9 protein-coding genes and 1 tRNA gene are annotated in these 12,370 nt (G+C 67.3%); all 10 read left to right on the top strand.

The window, feature by feature from the left end:
• Nucleotides 1-9: 9 nt before the first annotated feature.
• The 10 genes from GUY37_RS14660 (at nt 10) to gcl (ending at nt 12,285) form a co-directional block, all read left to right on the top strand.
• Nucleotides 10-441 (top strand): nucleoside deaminase, encoded by a 432-nt coding sequence (locus GUY37_RS14660; RefSeq protein ID WP_166827021.1) that lies wholly within the window; start codon nt 10-12, stop codon nt 439-441.
• 63 nt (nt 442-504) lie between these two features.
• Nucleotides 505-595, top strand: a tRNA-Ser gene (locus tag GUY37_RS14655).
• Nucleotides 596-868: 273 nt separating this feature from the next.
• Nucleotides 869-2,329 (top strand): NCS2 family permease, encoded by a 1,461-nt coding sequence (locus tag GUY37_RS14650; protein WP_166827018.1) that lies wholly within the window; start codon nt 869-871, stop codon nt 2,327-2,329.
• Nucleotides 2,330-2,524: 195 nt separating this feature from the next.
• Nucleotides 2,525-3,982 (top strand): xanthine dehydrogenase small subunit, encoded by a 1,458-nt coding sequence (locus GUY37_RS14645; RefSeq protein ID WP_166827016.1) that lies wholly within the window; start codon nt 2,525-2,527, stop codon nt 3,980-3,982.
• Entirely contained in the window at nt 3,982-6,360 is a 2,379-nt protein-coding gene (gene xdhB / locus GUY37_RS14640) for a xanthine dehydrogenase molybdopterin binding subunit (RefSeq protein WP_166827013.1), read from the top strand. Before GUY37_RS14645 ends, xdhB begins: the two co-directional genes overlap by 1 nt.
• A complete protein-coding gene (gene xdhC, locus GUY37_RS14635; RefSeq protein ID WP_166827010.1) occupies nt 6,357-7,142 on the top strand; it encodes a xanthine dehydrogenase accessory protein XdhC in 786 nt (261 codons plus the stop codon). The genes xdhB and xdhC overlap by 4 nt, the downstream gene beginning before the upstream one ends.
• Before the next feature lie 63 nt (nt 7,143-7,205).
• Nucleotides 7,206-8,489 carry a guanine deaminase gene (guaD, locus tag GUY37_RS14630; RefSeq protein WP_166827007.1) on the top strand — a complete coding sequence of 428 codons (1,284 nt, stop codon included), beginning with the start codon at nt 7,206-7,208 and terminating at the stop codon, nt 8,487-8,489.
• 171 nt (nt 8,490-8,660) lie between these two features.
• Nucleotides 8,661-9,485, top strand: a complete 825-nt coding sequence (locus GUY37_RS14625) for a hydroxypyruvate isomerase family protein (RefSeq protein WP_166827005.1) — start codon at nt 8,661-8,663, stop codon at nt 9,483-9,485.
• Nucleotides 9,445-10,404 (top strand): 2-hydroxy-3-oxopropionate reductase, encoded by a 960-nt coding sequence (locus GUY37_RS14620; protein ID WP_228278482.1) that lies wholly within the window; start codon nt 9,445-9,447, stop codon nt 10,402-10,404. The genes GUY37_RS14625 and GUY37_RS14620 overlap by 41 nt, the downstream gene beginning before the upstream one ends.
• Before the next feature lie 81 nt (nt 10,405-10,485).
• Nucleotides 10,486-12,285: a glyoxylate carboligase gene (gcl, locus tag GUY37_RS14615; protein WP_166826999.1), complete on the top strand. Its 1,800-nt coding sequence runs from the start codon at nt 10,486-10,488 to the stop codon at nt 12,283-12,285.
• Nucleotides 12,286-12,370: the final 85 nt, after the last annotated feature.

Genomic DNA, 12,370 nt, shown 5'->3' with positions numbered 1-12,370 from the left:
GCCGAATGGATGGGGCATGCCCTCGCCGAGGCGGCGCTGGCGCCGGCTCATGACGACGTTCCCGTCGGGGCTGTGGTCATCGATGAGGTCGGTGAGGTCATCGGGCGCGGTCACAATCGGCGCGAAGTCGATGCCGATCCGCTCGGCCACGCGGAGCTCATGGCGATCTCCGCCGCCGCCTCGGTCAGGGGTCAGTGGCGCTTGGACGGCTGCACCCTCGTCGTGACCTTGGAGCCGTGCGCGATGTGCGCCGGGGCCCTCGTCGGCTCCCGGGCCGAGCGCGTGGTCTTCGGTGCCTTCGACGACAAGGCCGGAGCCGTCGGTTCGGTGTGGGATCTGCTGCGCGATCGCGCAGCACTCCATCATCCGGAGGTGACCTCGGGCGTCCGGGCAGGGGAGAGTCGAGCTCTGCTGAGAGAGTTCTTCGCGGCCAGGCGCTGACGTGTCCCACCTCACGGTGAACCGATTTGGACGCGGAAAGTCCACCGCTGTACAGTTGTCGGCGGTGGCGTGTCCGAGCGGCCGAAGGTGCAACACTCGAAATGTTGTGTAGGGCAACCCCCTACCGTGGGTTCAAATCCCACCGCCACCGCCACGGGAAACCCCTGATCAGACGATTCTGATCAGGGGTTTCGTCTGTCCCGCCGATGAATGGCATCGGTGCGGGCAGAGGTGTGATGATTGACACACCAGGGTCGAGCGGCGAGACTTGCTCGATGAAACAGAAATAGTTTTCCAGGATGTGGAAATCCTGGTTCGGTCTCGGACCGATGACTTGCCTGTTTCATTGCGCACGTTCAAGGCGCAGGGCCGACGACGATGATGTCGGCGGCTGACCAAATCGAACAACCTGAGGTGGTCCATGAAAATGGCTGACAACGACCAAGCGGTGCAGACCGCATCTACGAGACCGGGGCTTCTCGACAGATTCTTCGAAATCACTGGGCGCGGGTCGTCGATCAAGCAGGAGATCCGCGGAGGCATCGTCGCCTTCGTCGCGATGGCCTATATCGTCGTCCTCAACCCGCTCATCCTCGGCGGCTCCCAGGACGTCGCCGGTGACAGCCTCGACTTCGCCCAGCTGACCGCGGTCACCGGGCTCGTCGCCGGCGTCATCACGATCCTCTTCGGCGTCGTCGCCCGACTGCCCTTCGGCCTCGCCGCCGGGCTGGGGATGAACAGCTTCCTCGCCGTCTCCGTCGTCCAGGAGGTCACCTGGGCCGATGCGATGGGGCTGGTGGTCATCAACGGCGTCATCATCGTCGTCCTCGGCGCGACGGGAATCCGCACCGCGATCTTCAATGCCGTCCCGCATGCGCTGAAGATCGCCATCACGGTGGGCATCGGACTCTTCATCGCCTTCATCGGCTTCGTCAACGCCGGGTTCGTCACCCGCACCCCGGAGGGCCCGCCCGTCCAGCTGGGCCAGGACGGATCGATCGGCTCCCTGCCGACGCTGGTCTTCGTCTTCGCCCTCGTCCTCATCGGCATCCTCGTCGCGAGGCGGATCCCCGGTGGGATCCTCATCGGCATCATCGTGGCCACGATCGCCGCGATCATCATCCAGGCGGTCGCGAAGCTCGGCACCGTCGGGGATCCGGTCGACCCGGATCCGCTGGGCTGGAACCTCGCCGCGCCGGAATTCCCGCAGCAGGTCGTCGCCGTTCCCGACTTCGGTCTCATCGGCGCCTTCGACCTCTTCGGCGGATTCCAGCACATCGGCGTCCTCGCGGCCACGATGCTCGTCTTCACCCTCGTGTTCACGAACTTCTTCGACGCGATGGGATCGATGACGGGACTCGCCCGCAGCGCCGGACTCCAGACCGACGACGGAATGTTCCCGCGCATCCGCGGAGCCTTCGTCGTCGAAGGTCTCGGTGCGGTCTTCGGCGGCGGTGCATCCGCCTCGTCGAACACGGTCTTCGTCGACTCCGCCGCAGGAATCGCCGAGGGCGCGCGGACCGGTCTCGCCGCCTGCATCACCGGGGTGCTGTTCCTGATGTCGATGTTCTTCTCACCGCTCATCGCCGTCATCCCGATGGAGGCCGGAGCCGCAGCGCTCGTCGTCGTCGGCGCCATGATGGTCACACAGATCCGTGAGATCGACATGACCGACTTCCGCACCTCGCTGCCGGTCTTCCTCACCATGGTGACGATGCCGCTGACCTATTCGATCGCCAACGGAATCGGCGTCGGATTCATCTCCTGGGCGCTCATCCACGCCATGAGCAACCGCGCCCGGCAGGTCCACTGGCTGCTGTGGATCGTCTCGGCCGGTTTCGTCCTGTACTTCGTTCGCGGCCCGATATCGGCTATCTTGGGGGCATGAGAACAATCGTTGGACACTCAGCTTGGGGAAGAGGCCAGATCGCCCACGGGGCCTGACCTGCGGGGACGCATTGTCCCCGATTCCGCGTTCTTCTGCGCTGTTCGCATGGATAACCAGAAGCTCGAAGAACGAAGCAAATTGTTCCAACCATGCACTGTGCGTCTCAGTGAAGAGACGCGGGAGGTGTGAAGTGCGATGTCCACTGCGACAACGGACCAGTCAACTGCCGAAGTGACCATCAACGGGACCGTCCGCGAATTCGACGGCCCACCCCATACGAATGCGCTGGACTTCCTGCGCGATCAAGGTCTGACCGGAGCGAAGGAAGGCTGCGCCGAAGGCGAATGCGGGGCCTGCGCGATCATGGTCGCCCGCCCCGACGAATCCGGCGGAACCCGCTGGACCTCGGTCAACTCCTGCCTGCTGCCGGCGGCAGCGCTCGACGGGGGAGAGGTCGTGACCGCCGAAGGTCTGGCCGACGGAGAATCCGTCCACCCCGTCCAGGAAGAGATGGCCGTGCGCGGCGGATCCCAGTGCGGATACTGCACCCCCGGCTTCATCTCCTCGATGGCCGCCGAATACTACCGCCCCGACCGCTGCGAGGACGGCTTCGACCTCCACTCCCTGTCCGGCAACCTGTGCCGCTGCACCGGCTACCGCCCCATCCGCGACGCCGCGAACGCCCTCGGGCAGCCTGCCGCCGATGATGCCCTCGCCGCCCGCCGTGACCGCCCGGCCCCGGCCGCCGTGGCCACCGACTATCTGCGGGCGGATACCGCGACCGGTGAGATCGGACGCTACCGCCGACCCGCCACCCTCGCCGAGGCGGTCGAGATCCTCTCCGCCGATCCCGAGGTCACCCTCGTGGCCGGAGCCACCGACTGGGGTGTCGAGGTCAACATCAAGGGGGCCCGCGCCAAGAACATCCTCGCCGTCGACCGGCTCGAGGAGATGCGCGGAATCCGCCGCACCGCAGACGCCATCGAACTCGGTGCCTCCCACACCCTGTCCGAACTCGAACGCGAACTCGCCGGCGAGATCCCGCTGCTGGGCAGGATGTTCCCGCAGTTCGCCTCCCGCCTCATTCGCAACGGGGCGACGATCGGCGGCAACCTCGGCACCGGTTCGCCCATCGGCGACACTCCGCCGGCTCTGCTCGCCCTCGAGGCCGAACTCGTGCTCACCTCGGTGCGCGGGTCCCGGACCGTGGCGCTGGCCGACTACTTCACCGGGTACCGGCAGACGGTGCGCGCAGCCGATGAGCTCATCACCGCCATCCGCATTCCGCTGCCGCTGTCCCCGCTGACGTCGTTTCAGAAGATCGCCAAACGCCGCTTCGACGACATCTCCTCGGTGGCGATCGGCTACGCCGTCGACATCCGCGACGGGATGATCGTCAAGGCTCGGATCGGGCTCGGCGGAGTCGCGGCCACCCCGCTGCGTGCCACCGCCACCGAGGCCCTGCTCGAGGGGCAGTCGTGGAACCTGGAGACCGTGCACGCGGCGGCCGAGACCCTCGCTGCCGAAGGCACCCCGATGGATGACCACCGGGCGAGTGCGAAATACCGGACCGCGATGCTGCGGTCCTCCCTCGAACGCTTCTACGCCGAGCATCTCGGCCACCCGGCCGTGACCAGCAAGGAGGTCAAGTGATGAGCCAGCTCTCCCAGCGCCCCGCCGACTCGGTCGTCGGCGAACGCCACCACCACGAAAGCGCCTTCGGCCATGTCACCGGAACCGCGCTCTACACCGATGACCTCGTCGGACGTCTCACCGGCGTCCTCCACGCCTTTCCCGTGCAGTCGACGACCGCGCACGGCCGCCTCGGCGCGATCGACGTCGGACCCGCCTATGCGGTGCCCGGCGTCGTCAGGGTCATCACCGCCGCCGACATCCCCGGCGTCAACGACCAGGGCGTCAAGCATGATGAGCCGATGCTGCCGGTCGATGAGATCATGTTCTTCGGCCAGCCCCTGGCCTGGGTCCTCGCCGAGGATCTCGAAGCCGCGAAGGAAGGTGCGGCAGCCGTGACCGCCGAGGTCGAGGAGCTGCCGTCGCTGGTGACCGTGCGCGATGCGATCGCCGCCGACAGCTACCACGGCAAGCCCCTGTCCATCGACAAGGGCGAAGTCGACTCCGCCTTCGCCGATGCCGCTCATGTCTTCGAGGGTGAATTCGAGTTCGCCGGCCAGGAGCACTTCTATCTCGAGACGCAGGCCTGCCTGGCCCATGTGGATGAGAACGAACAGGTCTTCATCCAGTCCTCGACCCAGCATCCCACCGAGACCCAGGACATCGTCTCGCACGTCCTCGGAGTCCCCGCCCACGCGGTGACCGTGCAGTGCCTGCGCATGGGCGGAGGCTTCGGCGGCAAGGAGATGCAGCCGCACGGCTACGCAGCGTTGGCCGCGCTCGGTGCGAAGCTGACGGGCAGGCCGGTGCGCCTGCGACTCGACCGCACTCGCGATATCACCATGACCGGCAAACGCCACGGCTTCCACTCCGCGTGGAAGGTCGGGTTCACCGAGGACGGGAAGATCCTCGCCCTCGATGCGACGCTGACCGCCGACGGCGGGTGGAGCCTCGACCTGTCCGAACCGGTGCTCACCCGCGCGATGTGCCATATCGACAACGCCTATTGGGTGCCCAACATCCGCGTCACCGGTCGCATCGCCAAATGCAACAAGACCTCGCAGACGGCCTTCCGCGGCTTCGGCGGCCCCCAGGGCATGCTGGTGATGGAGGACATCATCGGCCGAGTCGCCCCGCAGCTGGGGCTCAGCGCCCGTGAGCTGCGACGTCGGAACTTCTACGCCGATGGCCAGGACACTCCCTACTACCAGCCGGTGCGCCACCCGGAGCGGATCGAGGCCTGCTGGGATCAGCTCATCTCCCAATCCGACCTCGAGGCCCGCGAACTCGAGATCGAAGCGTTCAACGCAGGCCACGAGCACCTCAAACGCGGATTGGCGATCACCCCGGTGAAGTTCGGGATCTCGTTCAACCTCACCGCCTTCAACCAGGGCGGAGCACTCGTGCTCATTTACAAGGACGGTTCCGTCCTCGTCACCCACGGCGGCACCGAGATGGGGCAGGGACTGCACCAGAAGATGCTGCAGGTCGCGGCCACCACCCTCGGCGTGCCTCTGTCGACGGTGCGTCTCGCGCCGACGCGCACGGACAAGGTGCCCAACACCTCCGCGACGGCGGCGAGCTCCGGATCCGACCTCAACGGCGGAGCGGTGAAGAACGCCTGCGACCAGATCCTCGAGCGGCTGCGCCAGGTCGCCGCGGGCATCCTCGGGGCACCCGCCCACGAGGTCAGCATCTCCCGCGGAATCGTCTCCGCACTGTCCTCGACGAAGACGGTGACCTGGGAGGAGCTGATCAACACCGCGTACTTCCAGCGCATCCAGCTCTCGGCCTCCGGGTTCTACCGCACCGAGGGACTGCACTGGAACCTGTCGCAGATGCGGGGCGAGCCATTCAAGTACTTCGCCTACGGGGCGGCCGTGTCCGAGGTCGAAGTCAACCGCTTCGACGGCTCCTACACTCTGCGCCGCGTCGACATCGTCCACGATGTCGGAGACTCCCTGTCTCCGCTGCTCGACCTCGGGCAGATCGAAGGCGGATTCATCCAGGGCGCCGGCTGGCTGACGCTCGAAGACCTGCGCTGGGACGAATCCGACAAGCCGAGTCGGGGACGCCTGGCCACTCAGGCGGCGAGCACATACAAGATCCCGAGCTTCTCCGAAGTCCCCGAGATCTTCAACGTCACCTTCCTCGACAAAGCGCATGAAGAAGGCGCCGTGTACGGGTCGAAGGCCGTGGGCGAACCCCCGCTCATGCTCGCCTTCTCCGTCCGCGAAGCCCTGCGCGAAGCCGTGGGCGCCTTCGCACGCCCCGGCCACAGCGTCGATCTCGCATCCCCGGCCACACCCGAAGCGGTGTTCTGGGCGATCGAAGAAGCGCGCAGGCAGGACTCGGAGGCGGCCGCCTCGGCGAGGGAAGGACAGCGAGTCCCGTCATGACCTGGATGGACACCGCGGCCGAGCTTCGCGCAGCTCGGGTGCCGGCTGTCCTCATCACTCTCGCCGCGGTGCGCGGGCACGCCCCACGCGAGGCGGGAGCGAAGATGATCGCCACCGCCGATGACCTGTTCGGGACCATCGGCGGGGGCAATCTCGAGATGACGGCCCTCACCCGAGCCCGTGAACTGCTCGCCGAGCGGCAGCAGGCCCCGGAGATGCTCACCCTGCGGCTCAACGACAAGGCCCCGGCCAAGTACGGTCGCCAATGCTGCGGCGGAGAGGTCACGATGCTGTTCGAACCCCTGCCCGTGCCCGCCTCGGTGGCGATCTTCGGCATCGGCAACATCGGACTCGAACTCACTCGGATCCTGGCCCGCCACGATATCGACCTCACGGTCAGCGATTCACGGCCCGAGCAGCTCGAGGCGATCGACGCGCTGGAGACCCCGGTCGCGCGCATCCGCTCCGAATTCGCCGTCGTCGGCGAAGAGGTGCTCACCGCGCTGCCGGCCGGTGCGCACGTGGTCATCATGACCCACGACCATGCCGAGGACCTGCATCTGTGTGCCGCGGCACTGACCCGCGGCGACCTCGGTTCGGTCGGGCTCATCGGGTCGAACGCGAAATGGCAGCGCTTCCGCAGGAACCTCGCCGCCGAAGGCTTCGAGCCCGAGGCCGTCGACACCATCCGGTGCCCGATCGGACTGCCCGAACTGCCGGGCAAGGCACCCGCGACGATCGCCGTGAGCGTCGCCGCCGACCTGCTCGGCCGCATGGCCTGAGCACAGGCCGCCGCTGACTGACTTTCTGCTCTGACTCATGTCACTGAACCAAGGAGAACCACTGTGGTCATCTACCGCGTTCGCGTCTTCGACACGCCGGACAACCCATTCACCGGGGGCCGGCTGCGCTCGGCCTCCGATGTCGCCCTCGTCGTCGACGACGGACTCATCACCTCCCGCACCGATTTCGACACCGCCCGGTCCGCGCACCCCGCCGCCGAGGTCGTCGACCTCCGCGACGGTGTGCTCATCCCCGGGCTCGTCGACACCCACGTCCACCTGCCGCAGGTGCGGGCCATCGGCCATCTCGGACGGCCGCTGCTCGACTGGCTCGACCAGTGCGCCCTGCCCGAAGAGGCGAAACTCGCAGACCCCGCCTACGCGGAGGCGGTGGCCGGCGAATTCCTCACGGGACTGATCTCGGCGGGGACCACCTCGGCGATGGTCTTCGGTTCGCACTTCGCGGCTGCCATGGACATCTTCTTCGCCGCCGCCGAGAAGTCGGGGCTGCGGATCACCTCCGGGCTGGTGACGAGCGACCGGAACCTGCCCGATGCGCTGCTCACCGACGTGGCGCGTTCGACCGAGGAGAGCCAAGCGCTCATCGACCGGTGGCACGGCAAGGGACGACTGCGCTACGCGGTGACCCCGCGATTCTCGTTCTCCGCGGGACCGGAGCTGCTGGCTGCCGGCGGCCGCCTCGTGGAGGAGAACCAGGGCATCTGGGTGACCTCGCACCTGAACGAGAACGTCGATGAGATCTCCGGGGTCGCGCAGATCCACCCGGAGGCTCGTGATTATCTCGATACGTACGACCGGGCGGGACTCGTCGGTCGGCGCACCGTGCTCGCGCACAACGTCCACCCGCAGGATCGGGAACTGGCGCGGATGGCCGAAGCCGGGTCGGTGGTCGCGCACTGCCCGACCTCGAACTCGGCTCTGGCCAGCGGCTTCTTTCCGCTGCGCCGGCACATCGAGGCCGGCGTCCGGGTGGCCCTGGGCACCGACGTCGGGGCGGGCACGGGCTTCAATCTGCTCAAGGAGGGTGTGCAGTCGTACTTCATGCAGCAGCTCGATCCGGCCGGGGGAGTGGCCTTGACCTCCGCGCATCTGCTGCACCTGGCGACCTCTGCCGGGGCCGAAGCGCTCGAACTCGATGAGGTCGGCGTGCTCAGCGAGGGCAAGCGCTTCGACGCCGTGCTCATCCGCCCGGCAGAGGGACAGCCTTTGGACGTCGGCATTCGCCACGCCGCCGACGACGGCGACGCCTTGGCGAAGATCTTCGCCATGGGCACCCCGGGCGACATCGCGGACGTCTGGGTCGACGGCGTCTCCCTCCACTCCTAATTACTACCTGACGGCGGCCCAGCAACCTCGCGCGAGGTTGCTGGGCCGCCGTCACGTTGTTTTGGGAGGGGAGGTCTTGACGAGGACTCCGCAGGCGATCTATGCTGATTTCACGAAATGGAAACTCACTTCCACAATACGGAAATTGTCGGCAACTCAAAGGAGAGCACCATGTCCCAGGCCTTCACCTCACCCACCAGCTACGTCGTCAACTGCTCGACCCTGCTCACCGAGCTGCCCGTCCTCGAACGCGCCCAGGCCGCGAAGGACGCCGGCTTCGACGAAGTCGAATTCTGGTGGCCCTTCGACGGGAACCCGAGCCCCACCTCGGCGGAGGTCGATGAGTTCATCGACTCCCTCGACTCCGCAGGGGTCGCCCTCAAGGGCCTGAACTTCTGGGCCGGGAACATGGCCGCGGGCGATCGCGGAATGGTCTCGATCATCGGCGCCGAGGAGGACTTCGCCGCAAACGTCGCCATCGTCGTCGAGATCGGCCGCCGCACCGGCTGCCGCGCCTTCAACGCCCTCTACGGACTGCGCACCGACGGCCAGGACGCGGCCGGACAGGACGCCACGGCCGCAGCCAACCTCGCGCTCGCCGCCGGAAAGGTCGCCGAGATCGGCGGAACCGTCCTCGTCGAACCCGTCTCCGGAGCCGAGGCCTACCCGCTCAAGCGGTACGCCGACGCCGCCGAGGTGGTCGGACGAGTCCGTGCCCACGGACCCGAGAACATCGCCGTGCTCGCCGACTTCTATCACATGCACGTCAACGGCGACGACGTCCCCGCCGTCATCGAAGCCGACGCCGCGAACTTCGGCCACATCCAGATCGCCGACGCCGAGGGCCGCGGGGCGCCCGGCACCGGATCGCTGCCGCTGCGCGACTGGATCGACCGCGCGTACTCGCTCGGCTACACCGGGTCCGTGGCGCTGGAATACAAACAGGACCGCGCCACTGCCTTCGACTGGCTCGACCGAGCCACCCAGACCGCCTGAAACTCCGCACCGACACGAAGGAAACCCCACCATGTCCAAGACAATCGCTTTCATCGGACTCGGCATCATGGGCCTGCCGATGGCCAAAAACCTCGTCACTGCCGGGTTCGACGTCCGCGGCTTCAACCGCACACCGGCCAAGGCCGGCACCCTCGCCGAGGCGGGTGGCAGTGCCGCCGCCACCATCGCCGAGGCGGTGGCCGGGGCCGATGTCATCATCACCATGGTTCCCGACTCACCCGACGTCGAAGCCGTGCTGACCGGCGACGACGGCATCCTCGCTCACGCCTCAGCCGGGGCCACCTGGATCGACTTCTCCACCATCCGTCCCGATGTGGCCACCGAACTGGCCGATCGGGCCAAGGCCGCCGGACTCAGACCCCTCGACGCTCCCGTCTCCGGGGGTGAGCCCGGCGCCATCGACGGAGTCCTGTCCATCATGGTCGGCGGTGACCAAGCCGACTTCGACGCGATGAGCGACGTCTTCGACGCCGTCGGCAAGACCATCGTCCTCGTCGGCCCCGCGGGAGCCGGCCAGACCGTCAAGGCCGCGAATCAGCTCATGGTCGCCGGCAATATCGGACTGCTCGCCGAGGCCGTCGTCTTCCTCGAAGCCTACGGAGTCGAGACCGGTGCGGCGTTGCAGGTCCTCGGCGGAGGACTGGCCGGATCCAAGGTGCTCGATCAGAAGGGGCAGAAGATGCTCGATCGCTCCTTCGACCCCGGATTCCGGCTCGAGCTGCACCACAAGGACATGGGCATCGTCACCGCCGCCGCCCGCGAAGCAGGTGTGGCCATCCCGCTCGGGGCCACCGTCGCCCAGCTCGTCGCCGCCACCGTCCAACAGGGCAACGGCGGACTCGACCACTCCGGTCTCTTCACCGTCGTCGAGCAGCTCTCGGCCAAGAACGAGAACTGAACGACCGCCTCGGCACGGGAATCCCACCATGAACCGAGCCGGCGACAGCGTCGTCGCCGGCTCACGAACAAAGGACGAACAATGACACGCATGCGCGCAGTCGACGCCGCGGTGCTCATCCTCGAAAAGGAAGGCGCCACCGAGACATTCGGGCTGCCGGGAGCAGCCATCAACCCGCTCTACTCGGCTATGAAGGCCCACGGCGGAATCCGCCACACACTGGCCCGCCACGTCGAAGGGGCCTCGCACATGGCCGACGGGTACACCCGCGCCGCCCCCGGCAATATCGGAGTCTGCCTGGGCACCTCGGGGCCGGCCGGCACCGATATGATCACCGGCCTCTACGCCGCGGCCGCCGACTCCCAGCCGATCCTGTGCATCACCGGCCAGGCTCCCGTCGCCGTGCTCGACAAGGAGGACTTCCAGGCCGTCGACATCGCCTCCATCGCGGGGCCGGTGACGAAGATGGCCAAGACCGTGCTCGAAGCCGGTCAGGTGCCCGGCGTCTTCCAGTCCGCGTTCCAGCTCATGCGCTCGGCCCGGCCCGGGCCCGTGCTCATCGACCTGCCCATCGACGTGCAGCAGACCGAGATCGAATTCGACATCGACGCCTACGAGCCGCTGCCACCCGCGAAGCCGGCAGCGACCTCGGCGCAGGCGGAGAAGATCCTCGACCTCATCGCCGAGGCGGAGCACCCGATCATCATCGCCGGCGGCGGAATCATCAATGCCGATGCCGCCGACCGCCTCGTCGAATTCGCCGAACTCACCTCCATCCCGGTCTCACCGACGCTCATGGGCTGGGGCGCGATCGCCGACGACCACCCGCTGGCCGCGGGCATGGTCGGCATCCAGACGCATGTGCGCTACGGCAACGCCTCCTTCCTCGAATCCGACCTTGTCATCGGCATCGGCAACCGGTGGGCCAACCGCCACACCGGTGACTTGGGCGTGTACCGCAAGGGTCGGAAATTCGTCCACATCGACATCGAGCCCACCCAGATCGGACGCGTCTTCGCCCCTGACTTCGGTGTCGCATCCGACGCCGGGGCAGCCCTCGACGCTCTGCTGGCAGCCGCACGCGGGCGATCGGGTGAACGGGCCCTGCCGGACTTCACCGATTGGGCCGCCGAATGCACGGCACGGAAGTCGACCGAGCATCGGAAGACGAACTTCACCGAGGTGCCGATCAAACCGCAGCGGGTCTACCAGGAGATGAACGAGGCCTTCGGCCGCGACGTCACCTATGTCTCGACGATCGGGCTGAGCCAGATCGCCGGCGCCCAGATGCTGCACGTCTACCGGCCCCGGCACTGGATCAACGCCGGCCAGGCCGGGCCCCTGGGCTGGACCGGCCCGGCGGCGCTCGGCGTGGCGCAGGCCAAACCGGGCGAGACCGTCGTGGCGCTGTCGGGCGACTACGACTTCCAGTTCATGATCGAAGAGCTCGCCGTCGGCGCCCAGCACCAGATCCCCTATGTCCACGTCGTCGTCAACAACTCCTATCTGGGCCTCATCCGTCAGTCACAGCGCGGATTCGATATGGACTTCGAGGTCTCGCTGGCGTTCGAGAACATCAACGCCGCCGGTTCCGCATCGTCCGGCTACGGCGTCGACCATGTGGCCGTCGCCCAGGGGCTCGGATGCAAGGCGCTGCGGGTCGAGGACCCCGAACTCATCGGCGAGGGCCTGCGCGTGGCCAAGGAGCTCATGGACGAGCACCAGGTGCCCGTGGTCGTCGAGGTCATCCTCGAACGCGTCACGAACATCTCGATGGGCACCGCCCTCGATCAGATCAACGAGTTCGAGACCCTCGCCCAGACCCCGGCCGACGCCCCGAGCGCGTTGAGCCCGATGGGCGAACTCGCTGCCGCCGAGTAGGCTGGTCCGAGTACGATTAGAACGGTATACCGTTGACGGTCCAGCGCCGAGGCTGCGCACCGCATCCGCCGGCCGAACAGCCGCG

The organism is Brevibacterium limosum, assembly GCF_011617705.1.
In the GTDB taxonomy this organism is placed as follows: domain Bacteria; phylum Actinomycetota; class Actinomycetes; order Actinomycetales; family Brevibacteriaceae; genus Brevibacterium; species Brevibacterium limosum.
Note: the sequence above shows the minus strand (reverse complement) of the source record. Positions and strands in the feature narration are given on the sequence as shown.

Coding starts and splice junctions, on each gene's coding strand:
- GUY37_RS14660 (WP_166827021.1), top strand. CDS start 10: ATGGGGCATGCCCTCGCCGAGGCGGCGCTGGCGCCGGCTCATGACGAC.
- GUY37_RS14650 (WP_166827018.1), top strand. CDS start 869: ATGGCTGACAACGACCAAGCGGTGCAGACCGCATCTACGAGACCGGGG.
- GUY37_RS14645 (WP_166827016.1), top strand. CDS start 2,525: ATGTCCACTGCGACAACGGACCAGTCAACTGCCGAAGTGACCATCAAC.
- xdhB (WP_166827013.1), top strand. CDS start 3,982: ATGAGCCAGCTCTCCCAGCGCCCCGCCGACTCGGTCGTCGGCGAACGC.
- xdhC (WP_166827010.1), top strand. CDS start 6,357: ATGACCTGGATGGACACCGCGGCCGAGCTTCGCGCAGCTCGGGTGCCG.
- GUY37_RS14625 (WP_166827005.1), top strand. CDS start 8,661: ATGTCCCAGGCCTTCACCTCACCCACCAGCTACGTCGTCAACTGCTCG.
- gcl (WP_166826999.1), top strand. CDS start 10,486: ATGACACGCATGCGCGCAGTCGACGCCGCGGTGCTCATCCTCGAAAAG.